This window comes from Actinomadura sp. GC306, assembly GCF_004348665.1.
In the GTDB taxonomy this organism is placed as follows: domain Bacteria; phylum Actinomycetota; class Actinomycetes; order Streptosporangiales; family Streptosporangiaceae; genus Spirillospora.
In genome coordinates this window covers 14193-36449 of record NZ_SMKM01000008.1, presented here as the reverse complement: position 1 = coordinate 36449, position 22257 = coordinate 14193, and the positions used below count along the sequence as shown (strand labels likewise).

At 74.3% G+C, this 22257-nt stretch carries 19 protein-coding genes; 10 read left to right on the top strand and 9 right to left on the bottom strand.

Annotation, left to right across the window (positions count from 1 at the left end; all coding sequences use genetic code 11):
- Nucleotides 1–23: 23 nt before the first annotated feature.
- The 4 genes from E1200_RS02410 to E1200_RS02395 are packed head-to-tail and all read right to left on the bottom strand — an operon-like array spanning nucleotide 24 to nucleotide 4822.
- Nucleotides 24–935 carry an aldose 1-epimerase family protein gene (locus E1200_RS02410; protein WP_131950098.1) on the bottom strand — a complete coding sequence of 304 codons (912 nt, stop codon included), beginning with the start codon at nucleotides 933–935 and terminating at the stop codon, nucleotides 24–26.
- Between the two features lie 29 nt (nucleotides 936–964).
- On the bottom strand, nucleotides 965–2377 hold the full coding sequence (locus E1200_RS02405) for a DUF1116 domain-containing protein (protein WP_131950097.1): 1413 nt from the start codon (nucleotides 2375–2377) through the stop codon (nucleotides 965–967).
- Nucleotides 2374–3822: an FdrA family protein gene (locus tag E1200_RS02400; RefSeq protein ID WP_207933098.1), complete on the bottom strand. Its 1449-nt coding sequence runs from the start codon at nucleotides 3820–3822 to the stop codon at nucleotides 2374–2376. Before E1200_RS02400 ends, E1200_RS02405 begins: the two co-directional genes overlap by 4 nt.
- A 52-nt stretch (nucleotides 3823–3874) precedes the next feature.
- The gene (locus tag E1200_RS02395) at nucleotides 3875–4822 is read right to left on the bottom strand and encodes a DUF2877 domain-containing protein (protein WP_131950096.1); all 948 of its coding nucleotides are present in this window, start codon (nucleotides 4820–4822) and stop codon (nucleotides 3875–3877) included.
- Between the two features lie 212 nt (nucleotides 4823–5034).
- Between E1200_RS02395 and E1200_RS02390 the strand changes: the two genes are divergently transcribed.
- The 5 genes from E1200_RS02390 to cutA all read left to right on the top strand — a co-directional run bounded on the left by E1200_RS02390 (nucleotide 5035) and on the right by cutA (nucleotide 12248).
- On the top strand, nucleotides 5035–6798 hold the full coding sequence (locus E1200_RS02390) for a PucR family transcriptional regulator (protein WP_131950095.1): 1764 nt from the start codon (nucleotides 5035–5037) through the stop codon (nucleotides 6796–6798).
- A gap of 169 nt (nucleotides 6799–6967) precedes the next feature.
- On the top strand, nucleotides 6968–8473 hold the full coding sequence (locus tag E1200_RS02385; RefSeq protein WP_131950094.1) for a solute carrier family 23 protein: 1506 nt from the start codon (nucleotides 6968–6970) through the stop codon (nucleotides 8471–8473).
- Nucleotides 8474–8484: 11 nt separating this feature from the next.
- Nucleotides 8485–9348 (top strand): FAD binding domain-containing protein, encoded by an 864-nt coding sequence (locus E1200_RS02380; protein ID WP_131950093.1) that lies wholly within the window; start codon nucleotides 8485–8487, stop codon nucleotides 9346–9348.
- Nucleotides 9348–9833, top strand: coding sequence for a (2Fe-2S)-binding protein (locus tag E1200_RS02375; protein ID WP_131950092.1), 486 nt, complete (start codon nucleotides 9348–9350; stop codon nucleotides 9831–9833). The genes E1200_RS02380 and E1200_RS02375 overlap by 1 nt, the downstream gene beginning before the upstream one ends.
- The gene (gene cutA / locus E1200_RS02370; protein WP_131950091.1) at nucleotides 9834–12248 is read left to right on the top strand and encodes an aerobic carbon-monoxide dehydrogenase large subunit; all 2415 of its coding nucleotides are present in this window, start codon (nucleotides 9834–9836) and stop codon (nucleotides 12246–12248) included. It begins immediately after the preceding gene.
- A 115-nt stretch (nucleotides 12249–12363) separates the two neighbouring features.
- Here the strand turns inward: cutA and E1200_RS02365 are convergent, their stop codons facing one another.
- Complete coding sequence (locus E1200_RS02365; RefSeq protein ID WP_131950090.1) at nucleotides 12364–13209, bottom strand: polysaccharide deacetylase family protein; 846 nt, start codon at nucleotides 13207–13209, stop codon at nucleotides 12364–12366.
- A 200-nt stretch (nucleotides 13210–13409) separates the two neighbouring features.
- Between E1200_RS02365 and E1200_RS02360 the strand changes: the two genes are divergently transcribed.
- Entirely contained in the window at nucleotides 13410–14069 is a 660-nt protein-coding gene (locus E1200_RS02360) for a carbon monoxide dehydrogenase subunit G (protein WP_131950089.1), read from the top strand.
- Between the two features lie 34 nt (nucleotides 14070–14103).
- Here E1200_RS02360 and E1200_RS02355 read toward each other — a convergent pair whose 3' ends face one another.
- On the bottom strand, nucleotides 14104–14478 hold the full coding sequence (locus tag E1200_RS02355) for an FKBP-type peptidyl-prolyl cis-trans isomerase (protein ID WP_131950088.1): 375 nt from the start codon (nucleotides 14476–14478) through the stop codon (nucleotides 14104–14106).
- Nucleotides 14479–14622: 144 nt separating this feature from the next.
- Here E1200_RS02355 and E1200_RS02350 point away from each other — a divergent pair, with 144 nt between their 5' ends.
- The 3 genes from E1200_RS02350 to E1200_RS02340 all read left to right on the top strand — a co-directional run bounded on the left by E1200_RS02350 (nucleotide 14623) and on the right by E1200_RS02340 (nucleotide 18961).
- Entirely contained in the window at nucleotides 14623–16665 is a 2043-nt protein-coding gene (locus E1200_RS02350; RefSeq protein WP_131950087.1) for a hydantoinase/oxoprolinase family protein, read from the top strand.
- Entirely contained in the window at nucleotides 16665–18470 is a 1806-nt protein-coding gene (locus E1200_RS02345; RefSeq protein ID WP_131950086.1) for a hydantoinase B/oxoprolinase family protein, read from the top strand. Before E1200_RS02350 ends, E1200_RS02345 begins: the two co-directional genes overlap by 1 nt.
- A gap of 83 nt (nucleotides 18471–18553) precedes the next feature.
- Nucleotides 18554–18961: a Rid family hydrolase gene (locus E1200_RS02340; RefSeq protein ID WP_131950085.1), complete on the top strand. Its 408-nt coding sequence runs from the start codon at nucleotides 18554–18556 to the stop codon at nucleotides 18959–18961.
- Between the two features lie 88 nt (nucleotides 18962–19049).
- Here E1200_RS02340 and E1200_RS02335 read toward each other — a convergent pair whose 3' ends face one another.
- The 3 genes from E1200_RS02335 to E1200_RS02325 form a co-directional block, all read right to left on the bottom strand.
- A complete protein-coding gene (locus E1200_RS02335) occupies nucleotides 19050–19838 on the bottom strand; it encodes a hypothetical protein (RefSeq protein WP_131950084.1) in 789 nt (262 codons plus the stop codon).
- Nucleotides 19839–20102: 264 nt separating this feature from the next.
- On the bottom strand, nucleotides 20103–20645 hold the full coding sequence (locus tag E1200_RS02330; RefSeq protein WP_131950083.1) for a DinB family protein: 543 nt from the start codon (nucleotides 20643–20645) through the stop codon (nucleotides 20103–20105).
- A 57-nt stretch (nucleotides 20646–20702) separates the two neighbouring features.
- Nucleotides 20703–21086, bottom strand: a complete 384-nt coding sequence (locus tag E1200_RS02325) for a DoxX family protein (protein ID WP_131950082.1) — start codon at nucleotides 21084–21086, stop codon at nucleotides 20703–20705.
- Between the two features lie 130 nt (nucleotides 21087–21216).
- Between E1200_RS02325 and E1200_RS02320 the strand changes: the two genes are divergently transcribed.
- On the top strand, nucleotides 21217–22095 hold the full coding sequence (locus tag E1200_RS02320; protein WP_243708296.1) for an RNA polymerase sigma-70 factor: 879 nt from the start codon (nucleotides 21217–21219) through the stop codon (nucleotides 22093–22095).
- Nucleotides 22096–22257: the final 162 nt, after the last annotated feature.

The window sequence follows — 22257 nt, the reverse complement described above, 5'->3', positions numbered from 1 at the left end:
TAAGAGCCGCCCTAAGAGCCGCCCTAAGAGCCGACCGCCTGGATCCCGTAGGTGCCGGTGTGCTCGGCGCCGGGGGCCAGGTCGATCACGCCCTCGCCGGACGCGAAGGCGTTCGGCGGGCAGGTCATCGGTTCGACGCCGAGGCCCGCGCGGGGGTCGGGGGCGTTGTCCGCCGTGTAGATCATCATCCAGGGGTACGCCTCGTCGGCCCACAGCCGGACGGCCCGCTCGGCGCCCTCCAGGAACACCGAGATCCGGCCGTCGCCGTCGCGGTTCAGCCCGGTGAACGCGTTGTCGATCATCCGGTCGCTGAGCACGGGACCCAGCCGCAGGTCGTAGGCGGTGCCGGTGACGTCCTCGGACGACCGCACCGGGATCATCCGCTCGTCCACCGGGACGTACCGGTCGGCGAGGAGGGAGACCTTGCACGTGTCGATCGGCTCCCCGACCGTCAGGTAGGGGTGCGCGCCGTGGCCGTACGGGGCGGTCGTCGTCCCGGCGTTGCGGGCGGTGATCCGGACGCGCAGGCCCTCCGCCGCGTCCAGGACGTACTCGGCCTCCACGTCGAGGCGGAACGGGTACCCGGCCGTGCCGAGCAGCCGGTGCGTCAGCCGCACCCGGTCCGGCTCGTGCGCGGCGGCCCGCCACGGCGCCCAGCGGACCAGCCCGTGGATCGCGCAGTCCCGGGCGGGCTCGGAGATGTCGAGCTGGTGGGCGGCGCCGCCGTACTCGTAGCGCCCCCGGTCGACGCGGTTCGGCCACGGGAGCAGCAGGTGCCCGGACGCCGCCGGGGCGGGCTCGTCGGCGCCGTGCGACAGCACCAGCGGCCGCCCCTCGTGCGTCAGCTCGCGCAGGCTCGCACCCGACTCGGTGACGACGGCCTGGTAGGGACCGGCGCTCAGGGCGTACTGCTCCCCGGTGATCGACTCGCTCATGCCGGGGACGTTACCCGCTGCCGCGGCCGCTACGCGATCTCGGCGAGGGCGTGCAGGGCGTCGGTGAACACGCCCGGCGGCGGTTCGACGAGACCGGCGCCGACCTGGCCCGTTCCCGCCTCGCGGCCCGCGATCCCGGTGTCGATGACCGGCAGGATCCCGGTGCGGACGACGCGGGTCACGTCGATCCCGGCCGGGGTGCCGCGGAACGACAGCAGCGGGATCTGCAGCGCCGGGTGCTCGGCCATCGTGATCTCGTACATCCGCTGGGTGGCGGCGACCGCGTCCGGCACCTCGCCGCCGACGAACCGGACGATCGCCGGCGCGGCGGCGAGCGCGAACCCGCCCATCCCGGCGGTCTCGGTGATCGCCGAGTCGCCGATGTCGGGGTTGGCGTCGGCCGGGCCGTACCCGCCGAGGTAGAGGCCGTCGGGCACCCCCGCCGGGCCGGTGAACCAGCGGTCGCCCGTGCCCGACACCTGGATGCCGAACTCGGTGCCGTTGCGGGCCATCGCCACGACCAGGCTGGAGCCGGGGACGCCGCGGGCCGCGTCCGCGCACGCCTTCGCCGCGGCCATGCCCGGGTTCAGGAAGAAGTGCTCGTTGCCCGCCGCGAACCGCAGCGCCTCGGCGGCCCGGCCGCGCGGCACCTCCTCGGCGGCGGCGAGGTCGGGCGCCAGTTCGCGCAGCAGCAGCGACGTCGCCGCCCGGTTGCGGTTGTGCAGCTCGTCGCCCATCTGGACCGCCTGCGCGATGAGCGCCATCAGGTCGAGCGGGCCGTGCCGGCGCACGGCCGCCTGGAGCGCGGGCCCGAGGAACCCGCCCATCCACGTCAGCCGCTCGATGACCTCCGGCCCGTACGCCCCGTACCGCAGGACCTTGCCGAGCCCCTCGTTGAGCGAGCAGTAGGACCGGCCGCTGTGCTCGGCGTCCTCCACCACCCACATCCACATGGACGGGCTGACGACCCCGGCCATCGGCCCGACCGCGGCGTGGTGGTGGCACGGTTCGAGGACCGCGGCCCCGCGCGCCAGCTCGCGCTCGGCCTCCTGCGGCGTGGCGGCCAGGCCCTCCAGCAACATCGCGCCCATCAGCGCGCCGCGCATCGGCCCGGACGCCCGGTCCCACTCCAGCGGCGGGCCCGCGTGCAGGAACGTTCCGGCGTCCAGGCCGAGGACGTCCCGCGCCGGGCGGACGTCCACCAGGTGGGGGCGGGCCGTCACCATCCGCTGCACCGCACGGGCGTTGGCGTCCGCATGGCCCGGGGTGCCGAGCACCGCCGCGAGCGCCTGCTCCGTGCCGGCGGGCGGCGGGCGCCAGTCGACCGTCTCCACCGGCACCGCCTGCTCGGCGAGCGCTCCCGCGAGGACCTCCACCCCGGCGGCGACGACCCGGGGCTCCCGGGTCAGCAGGCCGCCCAGCCGGTGCCGCTGGTCGTTCATCCGGACGCCCCTTCCACGGTCGCGAGCGCGTGCCGGGTCGCCTCGGCGTTGGACGCGAACACGTCCGCGCCCGCCTCGCACAGCGCCGCGGCCTGCCGGTCGCGGTCCTGCGGGTCCGCGGTCGTCCCGCACAGCGACACGGCGACGGCGAGGTCCGGGCGGTCCTGCACCGCGCCGGCGATGGCCGGGGCCAGCGACGCCGCCGGATCGGGCTCGGCGCCGTGGCCGAGGACCACGTCCAGCAGGAGGACGCCGGCCGCCGGGTCGGCCGCCTCCGCCCGCACCGCCTCCAGCCGCAGCGTCGGGTCGATCATCGGGTGCGCGCGGCCGCGCGTGTAGGCGTCGTCGCCGAAGTCGGTGAACCGGTGGCCGCGCGTCTCCAGGTCCCAGCCCAGCACGCCCCGCGCGATCATCTCGGCCTCGTCGCGCAGCGTCCCGCCGGCGAACAGCCCGCGCACCGCCCGGCCGCCCGCCGGGACGGGGCGCCGCGCGGCCGGCCACCGCGGCCACCGGGGGACCGGCCTGCCGAGCGCCCGCAGCGCCTTCTCCGCCGCCTGCGTGATGTCGTCCTCGCCGGCCGCCGGCAGCGCGAACACGACCGGGGTGTCCAGCCGCCGCGCGGCCTCCCGGATCAGGTCCGCCACCTGCGGCGCGGGCGGCTTGGACACCAGCACGATCAGCTCGGTGCCGGGGTCGTCGTCCAGCGCCGCCAGCGCGGACAGCGCCGACCGGCCGCTGACCTCCGGCGACAGGTCGCGCCCGCCGACGCCCAGCACGTGGCCGACGCCGACGCCGGCCGTGTCCAGCAGGCACATCAGCTGCTGCGCGCCCGTCCCGGACGCCGCGACGATGCCGACCGGCCCCGGGCGCACCGCGTTCGCGAACCCCAGGCCCGCGCCGCCGATCACCGCGGTGCCGCAGTCGGGGCCCATCACGATCAGGCCGCGGCGCGCCGCCGCCTCCTTCAGCGCGATCTCCTGGTCGAGCGGCACGTTGTCACTGAAGATCATCACGTTGAGGCCGGCGTCCAGGGCGTCCATCGCCTCCGGGAACACGTGCGGGCCCGGCACCGACAGCAGCGCCACGGTCGCCTCGGCCCGCGCCGCCGCGGAGCCCGTCGTCCGGGGCGGCACCGCGGCACCGAGCAGGCCGGTCCCGGCCGGCGGGCGGGACGCGTCGCGCAGCAGCCCGTCCAGCGCCTCGCGCGCCGCGTCGAGCCCGCCGCCGGCCGCGTCCGCCGCCCGGACCGCCACGACCAGGTCGTCCGGCCCCGCACCGGCGGGCACCTCGAAGCCCATGCCTTCGACGATCTCGCGGTTCAGGGCGGTGCCCATCGCCACCATCGCCGCGGCGACCTCGGGCCGCTCCGACAGCGACCGGCTCACCCGCATCAGCGTGACCGAGTCGTGGTAGGCCCCCCGCCGCACCTCGACCCACTCCCTCACAGAGCAGCCCCCGCGGACCTCCGGGTCGCTCCGCGGTGCTCCTTCGGGCCGCTCATGCGGAGACCCTCGGGGCGGGGCGGCCGGTGCGGGAGGCGTGCGTGGAGAGGGCGAGCGTGGCGCGGCACCCGGCGAGGACGCCCTGCGCGAGGTCGGTGCCCGAGGTGTGGCCGACCGCGAGGAGGCGGCGGACCGCCGTGCCGGGCGGCTCGTGGCCCGCGACGCAGCGCAGCACGGCGGCGACCTCGGCGCCCGCGCCGCCCGCCGTGGCGCAGTGCAGCAGCGTCGCGGCGAGCGCGGTCGTGCGGGTGCCGGCGTCGGCGGTGACGGCGGCGCCCAGCCAGTCGGCCAGGTGCACCGCCCCGTTGCCGTCGTGGACCGCGCCGCCGACCAGCCGCAATGACACCAGCAGGCCGCAGAGGATGTCGTCCCCGCTGGGCGTGAGCCCCGGGCCGAGGCCCACGATTCGCTCGGCCGCCTCCACGGCTCCCGCGAGGTCGCCGGCGGCGCAGGCCGCGGCGAGCCGCGCCGGGTCGGGGTGGCCGGCGAGGCCGCCGCCCGCCATCCCGGCGGCGTCCAGGGCGGTCTCCAGGGAGCGGACCCCGGCGGCGAGCGCGACCGGTTGCAGCGTGCCGAGCGCGGGCGACGGATCCCACCAGCGGCGGACGCGGACCCGCAGCCCGTCGGCCTCCACCCGGCCGTCGCCGACGAGCGCCTCGGCGCCCTCGCGGACGGCGCGGAACGGGTGCTCGCGGCGCGTCGCGACGACCACCACGGCGTTCGGCAGCCGGTGCGCGTCGGAGGTGACGACGGCGAGCACGCGCGGCTCGGGGCCGCCCCGCGTCTCCAGGTACAGCGCCGAGGGGAACGCGGCGATGACCCGCGCCGGGCGGCGCGGCGGGTCCAGTACCGGCCGCAGCGCGAGGCTCGCCGCGCCGGCGGCGGGCGGCCGCGCGCCCGGCCGTGCCGGGAGCGGGATCGGGTCGCGGACGAGGGCGGTCACGGATCCTCCCGAGGCCGGAGACGGCGGCCGTCCGGTACGCGGGCGGACCGGCCTCTGCGGAGACCGTAGAACGGGCCCCGCGACGGACGTATGGGGAAAGCTGCCAAGGATGGTTGTCATCGTTCGTCTTTGTTGTCACTGTTGATCAGGAACAGGTAGCGATCACGCCGTAACGGGCGATGTACGCACCAAAAGGCGAGGTGACCCCTGGCATGAGTTACACCAGCGCGGACCCGGGCCCACCGGCCCTCCGGCTCGCGAGTACCGGAACACTGACCTACGGCCTGTCGGTCGGCGAGGTCCTCGGCGTCAGCACCCTCAACGGCGCCCGCCTCATCGCGGGACGGACCGGACTCGACCGCATCGTCCAGCGGCTCAACGTGATGGAGGTCCCCGACATCCTGTCGTGGGTCAAACCCAACGAGCTGCTCCTCACCACCGGCTACCCGCTGCGCAACACCCCCCAGTCGCTCGACAACCTGGTCGCCGACCTGGACGAGCGCGGCCTCGCGGCCCTGGCCATCAAGCTGGGCCGCTACCTCGACTCGCTGCCCGCCGAGATGATCGCCCAGGCGGACCGGCGCGGCTTCCCGCTGATCCTGCTCCCCAACGACGTCGGCTTCGACGACATCCTCAACCAGGTCCTGACCGACATCCTGAACCGGCAGGCGGCCGTGCTCGCGCGCACCGAGGAGGTGCACCGGGCGCTCGTCCAGATCGTGCTGTGCGGCGGCGGCCTCCAGGAGGTCGTGGACGAGGTCGCGACCCTTCTCGACGTGGCGGTCGTCGTCCTGGACGGCGAGCAGCGCGTCCTCGCCGGCGCCGGGCCCGACGAGCACGTCCAGGCGATGCGCGCGTTCGACGCCGGCCGGCACGCGGCGTGCGGGCGCGGCGGCTGCGGCATCATCGGCGCGCACGGCACCGGCGACCACCTGGTCGTGCCGGTGATGGCGGGCGGCTTCGACCACGGCCGGATCGTCGCGTTCAGCCCCGCCGGCACCCTGCGCGGCACCGACCTCGGGATCCTGGAGCGCGCCGCGACCGTCGCGGCGCTGGTGGTGACCAAGCAGCAGGCCGTCGCCGCCGTCGAGAGCAAGTACCGCGCCGACTTCCTGCGCGACATCCTCGCGGGCCGCGCCGGGGAGGACGGCCGGGTCATCGCGCACTGCGACGGCTTCGGCTGGAACCTCGACCGCCCGGTGATGGTGGTGGTCGCCGAGCTCGACGGCCGGCCGCGCGGCGCGCCCGCGGCCGCCGACGCCGACGGGAAGGGCCGCGGCAGGGCGCCCGACGCCGACGGCGCGGCCCGCGGCCGGGGCGCCGAGGAGCGCACCGCCCAGGAGCGCCTCGCCGCCGCGTGGACGACGGCCGTCCGGCGGCACGACCGGGGCGCGGCCGTCGCGAGCTTCGCGCACGAGGTCGTCGCGGTCGTCGGCGCGGACGGCCTCGACTCCGCCGAGCTGACGGCCGGGCCCGTCCAGGCGATGGTGAAGGAGGCGTCGTCGATCTTCGCCGAGCACCTGCCGGTGCGGCGCACGTTCTCCACCGGCATCAGCCGGACGGTGCCGTCCCCGGCGGCGCTGCCCGAGGCGTACGAGCAGGCGGTCAAGGCCGTCCGGGTCGGGCGCCAGCTCAACGGCGCGGGCGCGCGGGCCCACTTCGACCAGCTCGGCGTGTACCGGCTGCTGAGCCTCGTGTCCGACCCGGAGGAGCTGCACGCGTTCGTCCGGGAGACGCTGGGCGACCTGGCCGCCGACGACGAGCCGGAACTGGTCGACCTGCGCCGCACCCTCCAGGTGCTGCTGGAGACCAACCTCAACGTCGCCGAGACCGCGCGCAGGCTCCATTTCCACTACAACACGTTGCGCTACCGCATCGGGAAGCTGGAACGGATGCTCGGCGCGTTCACCGAGGACGCGCATCTGCGGCTCAACCTCACCCTCGCTCTTCACGTTCTGCGCATGCGGGGTATCTGACGGTAGTCCGTCCTTGCCGGCGCGTCCCCCAGGCGCGCCGGGCGGCGGAGCGCACCGGCCGCTCCTCCCAATCGGGGGCGCGGGCTTTGGCAGATGTCGCCGATGCCCGCCCACCAGGGTAGATCTACCTTGCCCGCATACCGCGGACGGTCGAACTGGGAGGGGTCCGATGGCGATCGGCTGGAAGCTGCACGGGGACGGACGAACACCGCCGCCGGGGGAGGTCGTCAAACCGGACGAGCGGCTGTCGTGGCCGCGCACCGCCGGGATCGGCGCGCAGCACGTCGTGGCGATGTTCGGCGCGACGTTCGTGTTCCCCGTCGTGATGGGCCTGGACCCGAACCTCGCCATCATGATGTCCGGGGTCGCGACGATCCTGTTCCTGCTCATCGTCGGCGGCCGGGTGCCGAGCTACCTCGGCACGAGCGCGTCGTTCGTCGGCGCGGTCGCGGCGATCCGCGCGGCGGGCGGCGACACCGCGACGGTCACCGGTGCGATCCTCGTCGCGGGTCTCGTGCTGGCGCTGATCGGCGTCCTCATCCATTTCGTGGGCGGGGAGGTCATCCACCGGGTCTTCCCGCCCGTGGTCACCGGCGCCGTGGTCATGCTGATCGGGTTCAACCTCGCCCCGGTGGTCGCCAACGTCTACTGGCCGCAGGACCAGTGGGTCGGGCTGGCCACGCTGGGCTTCGCCGTGCTGTGCGCGGTGCTGCTGCGCGGGTTCTGGGGGCGCATCACGATCCTCCTCGCGCTGGTGTTCGGCTACGCGCTGTCGTGGATCCTCGACAAGACCATCGGGCAGGTCACCTCCGTCCTGCCGGGCCAGAACCTGCTGGACGCGAACGGCCGGCCGTGCACCGCGGAGGGCACGTACTGCGTCGCGACCGCCTTCCCCCACGACCGGGTCGACTTCAGCGGCGTGACCGCGGCGGACTGGTTCGGGCTGCCGAGCATGCACGGCCCCGACTTCAAGACCTCGGCGATCCTGCTGGCGCTGCCGGCGGTCATCGCGCTCCTCGCGGAGAACACCGGGCACGTCAAGGCCGTCGCCGCGATGACCCGGGAGGACCTCGATCCCGTCCTCGGCCGGGCGATCGGCGCGGACGGCGTCGGCACCGCCCTCGCCAGCGCGGTGGGCGGCGCGCCCACCACCACCTACGCCGAGAACATCGGCGTCATGGCCGCGACGCGGATCTACTCGACCGCCGCGTACTACGTCGCCGCGATCGTGGCGATCCTGTTCGGGCTGTGCCCCAAGTTCGGTGCCCTGATCGCCGCCACGCCGGGCGGCGTGCTCGGCGGCATCACCGTCGTCCTCTACGGGATGATCGGGCTGCTCGGCGCGAAGATCTGGGTCGAGAACCGGGTGGACTTCGCCGACCCGGTCAACCTCGTCCCGGTGGCGGCCGGGCTGATCCTGGCGATCGGCGACGTGACGCTGCGGATCACCGACGACTTCCCGCTGCAGGGCATCGCGTTCGGCACGATCGCCGTCCTGCTGGGGTACCACGTCCTCAACGCCCTGCGCCGGCCGGACGCCTCGGGCACCGCGATCATCGCCCCCGGCGAGGAGATCGGCGGCCCGGTGCGCCGCGCGGGCGAACCGGAACCCGGCGGGGACGGATCCGGCAGGGGCGGATCCGGCAGGGACGAACCCGGCACCGGGCCGGGCTGAGGAGGCACCGGGTGAAACCACCCCCGTTCGGCTACCACGCCCCGCGCACGCTCGACGAGGCGCTGGACGCGCTCGCCGCCGCACCGGCGGGCAAGGTGCTCGCCGGGGGGCAGAGCCTCATCCCGCTGCTCAACATGCGGCTCGCCGCCCCGGCCCGCCTCGTCGACATCAACCGCGTGGCCGGGCTCGACACCGTCCACGCGGGCGACGAGGGGGTGCGGGTCGGCGCGCTCGCCCGGCACGCCCGGGTGGAGCGCTCGGCGGAGGCCGCGGCGCTGCAGCCGCTGCTCGGCCGGGCGCTGCGGCACGTCGCGCACCCCGTCATCCGGAACCGGGGCACGGTCGTCGGGAGCCTCGCGCACGCCGACCCCGCCGGGGAGATGCCCGCCGTGCTGGCGGTCCTCGGCGGGACAGTGGAGGCGGCGTCCGCGCGGGGCCGCCGGACCATCCCGGCCGCAGAGTTCTTCCTGGGCCCGCTGGAGTCCGCGCTCGAACCGGGCGAGCTGGCCGTGTCGGCGTTCTTCCCGGCGGCGCCGCCGCGCACCGGCAGCGCGTTCGCCGAGACGGCGCGGCGGCACGGCGACTACGCGCTCGCCGGGGTCGCCGCCGTCGTCACCCTGGACGAGGACCTGCGGGTGGCGGCCGCCCGCGCCGGGTACCTCGGCATCTGCGGGGTGCCGCTCGTCCTCGACCTCACCGGCGCCGCGGGGCCGGCGGGCGACTGGGCGGCCGCCGCCGCGCACGCGCGCGAGAGCGTCGACCCCGAGCCCGACATCCACGCGGGCGCGGAGTACCGGCGCCATCTGGCCGGTGTGCTCACCGAGCGCACCCTGAGCACCGCGGCGGCCGAGGCGCTGCGGAGGGCGGGAGACTGATGGAGGAGCGCTTCGAGGTCGCGCTGACCGTCAACGGGACGCCGCGGGCGGCGAGCGTCCCGGCCAGGCGGCTGCTGTCGGACCTGCTCCGGCACGATCTCGGGCTCACCGGCACGCACGTCGGCTGCGAGCACGGCGTGTGCGGCTGCTGCACCGTCCTGCTGGACGGGGAGCCGGTGCGGTCGTGCCTGATGTTCGCCGTCACCGCCGCCGGGCACGAGGTCACGACCGTGGAGGGCCTCGCCGCGGAGGACGGCACCCCCTCGGCGGTGCAGCGCGCCTTCCGCGAGTGCCACGGGCTGCAGTGCGGCTTCTGCACCCCCGGGTTCCTGTGCACCGTCACCGCGCTGCTGCGGGAGACGCCGCGCCCGACCGACGACCAGGTCCTTGAGGGGATCTCCGGGAACCTGTGCCGCTGCACCGGCTACCAGAACATCGTGAAGTCGGTGCACCGCGCCGCCGAACTGCTGCGGGAGGAGGGCTGAGTGGCGACGCGATACTTCGGGGAGCCGGTCGAGCGCCGCGAGGACGGCAGGCTCACCACCGGGCAGGGCCGCTACCTCGACGACCTCGGCCCCGGCGCCCTCGCGGCGGCGTTCGTCCGGTCCCCGCACGCGCACGCCCGGATCGCCGACATCGACGTGGCGGGCGCGCTCGACGTCGAGGGCCTCGTCGCGATCTACACCTGGGAGGACCTCCCGGGCCGGGTCGGGGAGCCGCTGCCGCTGCTGATCCCGCACCCGTCCCTCACGCACGGCCGCACCGGGTACCCGCTGGCCCGCGACGTCGTCCGGCACGTCGGCGAGCCCGTCGCGATGGTCGTCGCCCGCGACCGGTACCTGGCCGAGGACGCCGCCGAGCGCGTCCGCGTCGAGTACGAGCCGCTGCCCGCCGTCGTCGGCATCGAGGAGGCGTCGCGGGCGGAGCGGCTCGTCCACGACGACGTGCCGGGCAACGTCGGCGCGGTCCTGGTCCAGGAGAACGGGGACGCCGCCGCCGCGATCGACGCGGCCCCCCACGTGCTGGAGTTCAGCCTCTCGATCGAGCGCAGCGCGTCCATGCCGCTGGAGGGCCGCGGGGTGTACGCGCGGTGGGACGCCGCCGACGGGTCGCTGCGCGTGTACTCGTCCACGCAGGCGTCCACCAGCGTGCGCGCCGCCATCGCCGCGCGGCTCGGGCTCCCGAACGGCAAGGTCGAGGTGGTCGCGCCGGACGTCGGCGGCGGCTTCGGCGTCAAGATCGTCCACCCGTGGCCGGAGGAGATCCTGGTCCCCTGGGCGGCGCGGCTGCTGGACCGCGAGCTCAAGTGGACCGAGGACCGCCGCGAGCACTTCGTCGCCGCCGCCCACGAGCGCGGCCAGCTCCAGGACGTGCGGGTCGGGTTCGACGACGAGGGCCGCATCCTCGGCCTGGACGTGCGGATCCGGCACGACCACGGCGCCTACACCCCGTACGGGATCATCATCCCGATCATCACGTCCACCCAGCTCCTCGGCCCGTACAAGATCGGCGCGTACCGGGCGGAGGTCGTCAGCCTCTACACCAACACCCTGATCGTCACGCCGTACCGGGGCGCGGGCCGCCCGCAGGGCGTGTTCTGCATGGAGCGGACGATGGACCGCGTCGCCCGCCACCTCGGCCGCGACCGCGCCGGCGTCCGCGAGGCGAACCTCATCCAGCCCGACGAGTTCCCCTACGACCAGGGCCTGACGTTCCAGGACGGCCGCCCCCTCGTCTACGACTCGGGCGACTACCCGGAGCTGCTGCGCAGGGCGCGGGAGCTGATCGGCTGGGACGGCTTCGCGGCCGAGCGCGCGGCGGCCGCCGCGCGGGGCCGCCGCATCGGCATCGGGCTCGGCATCTACGTCGAGGGGACGGGCGTCGGCCCGTACGAGGGCGGGCACGTCGAGATCGACACGGCCGGGCGGGTGCACGTCTCCACCGGCCTGACCTCGCAGGGGCAGAGCCACGAGACCGTCTTCGCGCAGATCGCCGCCGCGGAGCTCGGCGTCCCCATCGAGGACGTGCGGGTCACGACGGGCGACACCCGCCGGTTCGGGTACGCCGTCGGGACGTTCGCGTCCCGCGCGGCGGTGATGAGCGGCAACGCGATCGCGCTCGCCGCCCGGAAGGTGCGCGCCAAGGCGCTGCGCATCGCCGGGGAGGCGCTGGAGGCCGACCCCGGGGACCTCGACATCACCGACGGCGTCGTCCACGTGCGCGGCGACCCGTCGGCCGCGGTCCCGCTGCGGACGGTCGCGGTGCTGTCGAACCCGCTGCGGTACGCGTTCGACGAGGAGGCCGCGGCGGCGACGCAGTTCGCGGTCGGCCGCCCGGTCACCGAGCCGCCCGTCGCGGCCGGCGACGAGCCCGGCCTGGAGGGGCGCGACTACTACTCGCCCGTCCGGTCCACGTTCGCGGCCGGGGCGCACGCGGCGATCGTGGAGGTCGATCCCGACACGGCGGAGATCGCGATCCTGCGGTACGCGGTCGTCCACGACTGCGGGCGGCTCATCAACCCGATGGTGGTCGAGGGGCAGATCCACGGCGGCGTCGCGCAGGGCATCGGCGGCGCGCTGTACGAGCGGATGGCCTACGACGAGTCGGGGCAGCTGCTGAACGCCTCGTTCATGGACTTCCTCATGCCGTACGCGACGGAGATCCCCCGCATCGAGACCGGCCATCTGGAGACGCCGTCGCCGCTGAACCCGCTGGGCATCAAGGGCGCGGGGGAGGCGGGCGTCATCCCGGTGTCGGCGGTGATCGCCTCCGCGGTCGAGGACGCGGAGGGCGTCCGCGTCGACGCGATGCCGATCTCCCCGGACGGCCTCTACACGCTCCGGCGGCGCGCCGCCGCCGACCCGTCGCTGCGCGTCGCGGAGAACGTCCCGCTGGGGTGATGCTGGCGGGGCCGGCTCGGGTTGCGGGGGACCTCGGCCCCGCCAGCGTGTTGACCCTAGTCAACGCTGACCTGGGCTTTCGGCGTTTACGGGATTCCTCCGGGAAGGTCGTCTTTCAGCCCTGCGCCGGGGGCTTGTCGGGGGCGTTGCCGCCGAGCGACCGCGGCAGGTAGTTCTCGACGGCGGCGGGCCGGAACCCGGCCTGCTCGATCCACGTGAGGATCATCCTGAGCTGCTCGGCGAGCCCCTTGCGGTAGTGCATCAGGATGATGTCGCCGGGCTTGAACCCCGTGCCGCCGTCGCCGCGGGCGAAGCCGTTGAAGCCGACGCCGGGCCCGGACGTGCCGTTGTAGAACTCCGCCGACCACAGCAGGACCGACTTGATGCCGCACTCCTTGGCCATCTGGCGGGTCGTCTCGTTGAAGCTGCCGAACGGCGGGCGGAGGATCTCGGGGCGGCGGCCGTAGCTCTTCGCGATCTCGTCGGACGCCTGGCAGATCTGCCGCTTCTGCTCCTCGGGCCCGAGCGTCGCCATGTTCGGGTGGCTGACGGTGTGGTTCTCCATCACCGACCCGGCGTTGCGCATGGCCCAGAAGTACTGGCCCTGCCCCTTGATGTAGGTGGACGTCAGGAACGTCATGATCGGGACCTTCTCCTTGCGGACGAGGTCCACGAACTCCGAGTCGTAGGTGTAGCCGTCGTCGATGGTGAGGAAGACGACCCGCTCCTGCGTCTCGATGTTCTTGATGACGGCGGGCAGCCCGTCCGCGGCGGGCTGCGGGACGGTCCAGGAGCCCGGCTTCGGCTTCTCCCACGTCCGGTGGCCGATCACCGAGGAGAGCTGCGCCCGCATCGGCGGTTCCGAGCCGCCCGCGACGGCGGCGGCGACGGGCCAGCCGCCCGCGGCCACGCCGAGCGCTCCGGCGGCCACCATGGTGATGACGGGCGTCTTCCCTCGCATCTGCCGCGTACCCCGTTCGTTCAGTTGGAGATCTTCCTCGGTTGACGCGCCGGTGCCGTCCGGAGTTCGCCGCCGGACGGAACCTGCCGACATATCTGACCATTTCCCGGCGGCTTCGGGACAGCTTCGCCCAAACATCGGCGTGTGGTCGGCAGATGTTGCCGTTCGGCGCCGGCGCCGTCATTACCTAGAGTCGGGTCATGCAGCTCAACGGCAGTGTCACCGTCGCCGCGCCGCTCGCCCGCGTGTGGGACGCGCTCCAGGACCCGGCCGTCCTGGCGAGGACGATCCCCGGATGCAGCTCGCTGGAGGAGACGGGCCCCGACACGTACCGCATGACCGTCACGGCGGGCGTCGCCTCGATCCAGGGGACCTACGTGGGGCAGGTCGAGCTCGCCGAGCCCGACCCGCCGCGCTCGTTCGTCCTGCGGGCGCGCGGGCAGGGCGCGCCCGGCACGGTGGACGCCACCGTCCGCGTGCGGCTGACCGCCGGCGACGGCGCGACCCGGGTGGACTACGACGCGGACGCGGTCGTGGGCGGCATGGTCGGCGGCGTCGGCCAGCGGATGCTCGGCAGCGTCGCCAAGCGCACCGCAGGCGAGTTCTTCGCGGCGGTCGAGCGCGACCTCGCGGCCCTCGCCGCGGCGCCTCCGGGACCCGCGGCGGCACCCGAGGCGGCGGCGGTGCCGGCCCCTGGCCCAGTGGCCGGGGCCGGCACCGTCTACGCGGGACGCGCCGCGGCGCCGCCGGAGCGGCCGTCCGTGGCGTGGCCGATGGCCGCGGCGTTCGGCGCCGGAGCGGCCGCCGCCCTCGGCGGCGTGGCCGTCGGCTACCTGCTCGGCAGGTCCCGCGGCCGCTGAGCCGCCGCACGTCCGCTACGTCACGTCGGCCCGGCTACTTCACGTCCACGAGGTCGACGACGAAGATGAGCGTTTCGCCGGGCTTGATGGCGGGGCTCGGGCTGCGGTCGCCGTAGGCCAGGTGCGGCGGGATGACGAGCTTGCGGCGGCCCCCGACCTTCATGCCGGCGATGCCCATGTCCCAGCCCTTGATGACGCGGCCGGAGCCGAGCTGGAAGTCGAGGGTGGAGCCCCGGTTCCAGGACGCGTCGAACTCCTCGCCCGTCGACCACGACACGCCGACGTAGTGCATCGACACGGTCGAGCCCTTGGCGGCCTCGGCTCCGTCGCCCTCGGTGATGTCGGTGATGTCGAGGTACTCGGGCGGCTGGCCCTCGGGGAAGTCGATCTCGGGGCGGTCAAGCGCCATGTAGGGGCTCCAGCGGTCTCGTGGAAATGCGTCGGTCGGATGAAGCGACCAGCCTAGCGGGAGCGCGGCCTGACGAAAGGACATCGCGTCCGTTGGCAGATCACGACGGTTTCGCAGGTGGGGGCCGTCCGGTAGACCTTGGGCATGGCACGGCGGCTGCGGATCGGCATCGACACGGGCGGGACGTTCACCGACGTCGTCGCGCTGGACGAGGACGGGGGAGGGCTCGTCACCACCAAGACCCCCTCGACGCCCGCCGACCCCGCGGAGGGGTTCGCGGCGGGCGTCGCCAAGGTGCTCGGCCTGCTCGGCGGGGAGCCCGGCGACGTCGCGGCGCTGTCGCACGGCACCACCGTCGCGACGAACCGGCTGCTGGAGGACCGCCTCGACGACCTCGGCTTCATCACCACCGAGGGCTTCGAGTTCATCCTGGAGATCGCGCGGCAGAGCGTCCCCGACGGGTACGGCAACAGCTACTTCTGGGTGAAGCCGCCGCGGATCGTCCCGGTGCACCGGGTGCGGACGGTCGGCGGGCGGCTCGACCACACCGGCGCGGAGCTGCGCCCGTTCGACGAGGAGTCGGCGGTCGCGGCGGCCCGCTGGTTCCGCGACGCGGGCGTCCTCGCCATCGGCGTGTGCTTCCTGCACTCCTACGCCGACCCGTCGCACGAGCTGGCGATGCGCGACGTCCTGGCCCGCGAGCACCCCGACGCGGTCGTGTCGCTGTCGTGCGAGGTGCTGCGCGAGTACCGCGAGTACGAGCGGTCGGTGACGACGCTGGTGGACGCCGCCGTCAAGCCCGCGATGAACGGCTACCTGGCCCGGATCACCGACCGGATCGCGGCCCCGCTGCTCGTGATGAAGAGCAACGGGGGAGTGCTGTCGGCGGAGGAGGTCGCCCGGCAGCCGATCACGACCGTGCTGTCCGGCCCGGCCGCGGGGGCGCTCGGCGCGGCGTTCGTCGTCGCGCACAGCGGGCACGGCTCGGTGGTCACGCTGGACGGCGGCGGGACGTCCACCGATGTCGCGGTCGTCCTGGACGGCGAGCCCGCCCTCACCACCGAGGGCGCGATCGGGCGGCACCCCGTCAAGATCCCGATGATCGACATCGTGACCGTCGGGGCGGGCGGCGGCTCGGTCGCGTGGCGGTCGCCGGAGGGCGCGCTGAAGGTCGGCCCGCGCAGCGCGGGCGCCGACCCCGGCCCGCTCTGCTACGGACGCGGCGGCACCGAGGTCACGGTGACCGACGCGCACGCCGTCCTCGGCCGCATCCCCCCGCACCTGCTCGGCGGCGAGGTGCCCCTCGACGTGGCCGCGGCACGGGCCGGCCTCGACGCCCTCGCCGCGGACCTCGGCCTCCCGGTGGAGCGGGCCGCGGCCGGGGTCCTGGAGATCTCCGCGTGGAACCAGGCCAACGCGATCAGGCAGATCACCGTGCAGCGCGGCCTGGACGTCCGCGACTACCCGCTCGTCGCGTTCGGCGGCTCGGGCCCGCTGCTGGCGTGCCGGCTGCTGGACGTCCTCGGGCTGCCCGCCGCGGTGATCCCGGAGAACCCCGGCAACCTGTCGGCCTTCGGACTGCTCACGGTGGACGTGAAGAACGACTACGTCCGGACGCGGGTCGTCCGCGACGCCGAGCTCGACCCGGCGCTGCTGGACGGCGTCTACACCGAGCTCGAAGCCGACGCCGCGCGCACGCTGGCCGGCGAGGGGTTCCCGCCGGACCGGCGCCGCTTCGCCCGCTCCGCCGACCTGCGCTACCACGGGCAGGCGTTCGAGGTCCGGGTCCCCGCCCCCGCCGGGCCGCCGGACGACGCGTTCCGCGCCGAGGTCGTCCGCCGCTTCCACGACGCGCACGAGTCCCTCTACGGCTACTGCCACCGCGACGACCCGCGGCACCCCGTCGAGTGGGTCAACCTGCGGGTGTCGGGCATCGGCCCGATCGCCCGCCCCCGCCTGGCCGAGCGCCCGCCCGGGGACGGCGACCCCGCCCGCGCCCGCACCGGCACCAGGCCCGTCTACTTCGACACCTGGGAGGACACGCCCGTCTACCGGCGCGAGAAACTCGCCCCGGGCGACACGATCGAAGGCCCCGCCGTCATCGAGGAGTTCGGCTCGACCCTGCCGCTCCACCCGGGCTTCACCGCGACCCTCGACGGCTACGGCAACCTGGTGGTGACGCGCTGATGGACCCGGTTCTCCTGGAGATCGTGGAGGGGACGCTCGCTTCGGTGGAGCGCGAGGTCGAGACGGCCATCGCACGCACCGCCCGCTCCCCGATGATCCGGGACGCGCACGACTTCCGCGCCGGCATCCACGACCGCCGCCTCCGCAAGCTCACCGGACGCTCGTACTCCGCCCTCGTGCAGCCGGTGGCCCGCGACTTCCCCCTCGACACGATGCGTCCGGGGGACGTGTTCTTCCACAACGACGTGTACCTGTCGGAAGGCGGCATCGGGCACCTGCCCGACCTGTGCGTGACGGTCCCGGTGTTCCACGGCGGCGAGGTCGTCGCGTTCGTGCAGGCGTTCGGGCACCACGACGACATCGGCGGCGCCGTCCCGGGGTCGATGCCGAGCCACGCCCGCAGCGCGTTCGAGGAGGGCCTGATGGTCCCCCCGATCAAGCTGTGGGACCGGGGCGTCCCGAACGAGGCCGCGCTGACCATCATGACCCGCAACTCGCGGATGCCCGACTCCCTCGCGGGCGACCTGGACGCCGAGTGCTCGGCCTGCCTGATGGGCGCCCGGCGCCTCGCCGAGCTGTTCGCCCGCTACGGCCGCGCGGACGTCGAGGCGTGCTTCGACGCCATCATCGACAGGACGACCGAGACGTTCCGCCGCGAGCTGCTGGCCAAGATCCCGGACGGGACGTTCGCCTGGGAGGACTACGCCGAGCACGACGGCGTCGACCCGCCCCGCCTGCACACCCAGCGCATCACGCTGACCGTCGACAAGTCCGCCGACGTCCCCCTGGTCATCGACTTCACCGGCACGTCGCCGCAGGCCAAGGGCCCGATCAACCACGCGGGCGACTACGCGGACGGCGTGTTCCTGAAGAAGTGGCTGGCGCCCGTCCTGCGGAACCTGGCCGACACCCCCGAGCGCGCCGCCGAACTCGACGTGAACGAGGGCGTGGTGCCGCTCATCGAGATGCGGTTCCCGGAGAAGGGGACCCTCCTCACGCCCGTCTTCCCGGCCCCGACCAACGCCCGCACGTTCGTCATCCTGCGGCTGCTCGGCGTCCTCGCGGGCGTCCTGGCCAAGGCCACCGGCGGCCGGATGCCCGCCGACCAGGAGACGATCCGCTACACCGGCGTCTACGGCGCGGACGACCGCGGCCCGTACCTGATGCGCGAGGTCCTCGGCGGCGGCTCCGGCGGCCGCTACTACGCCGACGGCGAGGACACCATCCACGTCGTCCCCGACTCCCGCAACATCCCCGCCGAGTTCGCGGAGGCCCGCTGGCCGTTCGTCGTCGAGCGACTCGGCCTGGCCGTCGACTCCGGCGGCCCGGGGGAGTACCGCGGCGGCCTCGGCTACGACAAGCACATCCGGATGCTCCGCGACGCGAGCTTCATGTCGATCGCCGACCGCTCGATCCTGTCGTGCTGGGGCGTCAACGGCGGCCGCGCGGGACGCCCCTTCCGCGTCGACATCGACGGCGTGGAGATGGACGGGCTCGTGGACGACCACCCGGTCGGGGCCGGCCAGGTCATCCGCATCCGGACCACCGGGGGCGGCGGCTGGGGCGACCCCCTGGACCGCGACCCGGCCCGCGTGGCCGCCGACGTCCGCGACGGCAAGGTCTCCGCCGAAGGCGCCCGCACCGACTACGGCGTCGTCCTCGCCGGCGGCACGGTGGACGAGGCGGCGACCACGGCGCTGCGCGAACGCCTGCGCGCCGGCCGGGGGCCCGCTCCCTTCTTCGACCGGGGCCCCGGTTATCCCCGGCTTTCCGGTGGCGCTCCCACGCCGCTGGACACTTATTGATCGCCGGTTTCGTTGACCATCCGGGCACCGCGTGTTTTTCAGCGCGATGATCATGCCTGGACCAGATGTGAAAGGAAACCGCCGTGGGTCGTGCCGTTACTTTGATCCGTTCGTCTTCACTTTCCGACGTCGCCGAGTACGCCTATGCGGCGACGGCTCCCGCGGAGGCCCGCCTGATCTTCCTCGCCGGGGCCTGCCCGCTGGACGAGGACGGATCGACGGCGGCGCCCGGGGACTACGCCGGGCAGGCCGCCAAGGCGGTCGAGAACATGCGGACCGCCCTGAAGGACGCCGGCGCGTCCCTGGATGACGTCATCAGCACGAGGGTGCTCGTCGCGTCCGGCAGCCAGGCCGACCTCGTGACGGCCTGGGAGATGGTGCGGGACGCGTTCGGTGACCATGACGTCCCCAGCACGCTGATGGGCGTCACCGTGCTGGGGTACGACGAGCAGCTCGTGGAGATCGAGGCCGTCGCCGCCGTCCTCGACTGACGGAACACAGGATGACGGCCGCCGCCCCCATGCGGTCGAGGAGGTCCGCATGGGGGCGGCGGCCGTCAGGCGTACGGGGCCCGGTCGGTCAGTACGCCGGGAACGGCGCCTTCATGAAGACTCCGAGGCGCTCGAAGTCGTAGACCAGGTTGTTGACCCGGAGGCCGTCCACGGCCCCGATGAAGGCGTTGTCCCTGCCCTTGGAGATGGCCAGGCTGTAGGAGACCTCGGCGTCCGGCAGCCGGGTCTGCAGCTCGTCGAACGTGCACGGTGACGCGAGCGTGCAGCCGATCGAGGTGCCCGTGGCCCCGGTGGCGTACCACGCGTTGCCTGCGGCGGTCGCGTCGTAGGGCTGCCACACGTTGGGGGCGCGGGTCGCGGGAGCCGAGGGCGCGGTGGAGCTGTCGGGCAGGTAGTTCAGGCTGGAGTAGTTCACGCCCTCGGTCAGGTTGGGGTCGACCTCCAGCTGGATCACGGGCAGCGAGACCCCGTCGAGGCTGTCGACGCCGGCGAACACCCAGTACGACAGGTCGGTGATGTCGGAGATCTCCAGGCCGTCGAAGTTCGTCTCGTTGCCGTAGGCGATCTTCTCGGTGCCGTCTCCGACGATGATCTGCAGGCTGCCCTGGCCGTAGGGGGGCTGCTGCCGGGCCGAGGGCGTGTCGGTCGTGCGGCCGAAGGGCCCGTCGCGCAGGTAGGCGCTCGGGGAGCCGATCGTGTTGCGGCTGATGACGCCCCACTTGTCGGAGGTCGCCGGGGTGGGGTCGGCGCCGGCGGCCGGCGGCACCGCCAGGACGGCGGCGCCGGCCAGTGCGGCGCCGAGCACGGCGAGTGCCGGGCGCCTGGTGAGTCGGGTGGCCGTTCTCTTGGTTGGCATTCGGGAATTTCCCACTTTCCTGGGTCTCGGGATGGGCTGGAAGCGAGAGCCTGTGAAGCTCTTGCCCTTCACGCTCCCGCTGTAGACGAAACCATGATTCCCTTAAAGGAATCCACCGACACTTCAAGTGGAAATTGTTTACCTTTTTGGCTTGCCGAACCATTCTAAAATGGCACGATATGGGGCAGATCGCATTCTCGTGTCATGGGATGCGAAAGCCGCCCGGCCGGACGACGCACCCGGCCGCCCGTCGCCCCGTCCCGGTCAGCGGTCCGCGGCGGCGCGGCGCGCGCCGTGGAGGTTGCGCAGGAGGCCGATCTCGGCGACGTTCTTGGTCAGCTCGACGTTCACCCAGCCGGCCACGTCGCCCATCGTCAGCTCCGCCGCCCACGGGAGCCCGGCGGTCCGGTCGGCGGAGTCGAGGCCGGCGTCGTCCAGCCCGGCCAGCGCGGTCCGCCACTCCTCGTGCAGCCCGCGCAGCCAGCGGGCCGCGGCCTCGGCGCCGCCCGGCCAGGTGATCTCCTCGCGCTCCGGTGCGCCGCCCTTGAAGCAGTGCCCGAGCGTGGTCGTCCACCAGTAGCCGATGTGCCAGGTCACCCAGCCGATCGTGACGGCCGGGACGGGATCGGGCTCCGGCGCCTCCCAGTCGGCGATCCAGCGTCCGGCGGCGCCGGGGCGGACGGTCCAGCAGTACGGTTCGGGCTCCCAGAGGCAGAGCGCGTCGTCGAGGCCGTCGAGGTGGTACTCGAACAGCGCCCAGGCGATGTCGAGCTGCCGGCCGAGCATGTCCACGCGCGCGACGGTCATGCGCCGATGCTGGCAGCAGTGAAGATCATCGCGCCAGTGGTTTTCCGTCGGCCGCGGTCAGCCGGTGAAGGGCTCGACGGCGAAGCGGCCGGCGGCGACGAAGACCGCCACGGCGAGATAGCCGGCGTTCAGCGTCGCGAGGCCGAACTGCCCGAGGCGTCCGTGGGTGATCATCGCGCCGGCCATGAGCAGGACCCAGCAGACGGCGGTCACCGGCACCATCACCGGCGCGACGTCCAGCGCGGCGGGCAGGATCAGGCCGGCGGCGGCCAGCAGCTCAAGGACCCCGAGGGTCTTCACGAAGCCGGTGGACGCGTGCCCGGTCCACTCGCCGCCGCGGTGCGCGGCCAGTTTCTCCTTGGGGACGAACGTCTTGCTGACGCCGCCGGCCAGGGCGACCGCGGCGAGCAGTCCGGCGGCGATCCAGAGCGTGGTGTTCACAGGTGCTCCCGGTAGGACGGACGGTCACGCATGAGATGCCGGACGCCCCGTCCCTGTGACGGGAAGTGGACGTGACGCAGGCCACCGGACCCGGATGTCACACCGCGGCCGGGAGTGGAGTCTTGTGGGCATGGAGTCCGCCACCGGCACCTTCGTCGCCCACCGCGACCTGCTGTTCACCGTGGCCTACGAGATGCTCGGCTCGGCGGCCGACGCCGAGGACGTCCTGCAGGAGACCTGGCTGCGGTGGGTCGGCGTCGACCTCGACACGGTCCGGGACCGGCGCGCCTACCTGGTGCGGATCGTCACCCGGCAGGCGCTGACCCGGCTGCGCACGCTCGGCCGCCGCCGCGAGTCCTACGTCGGCCCATGGCTGCCCGAACCGCTGCTGACCACGCCGGACGTGGCCGAGGACGTCGTGCTGGCCGACAGCGTCTCGATGGCGATGCTGCTGGTCCTGGAGGCGCTCGGCCCGGTCGAGCGGGCGGTGTTCGTGCTGCGCGAGGTGTTCGACGTCCCCTACGCCGAGATCGCCGAAGCCGTCGGCAAGACCCCGGCGGCCGTCCGCCAGATCGCGCACCGGGCACGCTCGCACGTCGCCGCCCGGCGCCCGCGCGACACCGCGTCCCCGGACGACACCCGGGCCGCCGTCCAGGCGTTCCAGCGGGCGGCCGAGACCGGCGACCTGCAGGGCCTGCTGGACGTCCTCGCCCCGGACGTCGTCCTCATGAGCGACGGCGGCGGCGTCGCGAAGGCCGTGCCGCGGCCCGTCACCGGGGCCGGGAAGGTGGCGCGGCTCCTCACCGCCGGGTGGAGAAGGGCGCCCGCCCCGTTCACCGGCGTGCCGGTCCGGCTCAACGGATGGCCGGGCCTCCTCCTGCGCATGGACGGGGAACTCCACGGCGCCGTGGCGCTGCGGGTCGAGGGCGGCCTCATCACCGGGCTGTACTTCGTCCGCAACCCCGAGAAGCTGTCGCGCGTGGAGCGGGCGACCGCGCTGCGCCGCTGACGGCGGGGCCGGGCGGTTCACCGCCGGCCGGGGGCGGACGGCATACTGCCGCTCGCAGGGCCTCGTCATCGAGGTCGGGCCATCCGCGGCTCGGGCGGATCGGGCTGCCGGGGCCGCCGCTGCGCTTCGACGGCGCGCCGCCGCGCGAGCACACCGCGCCGC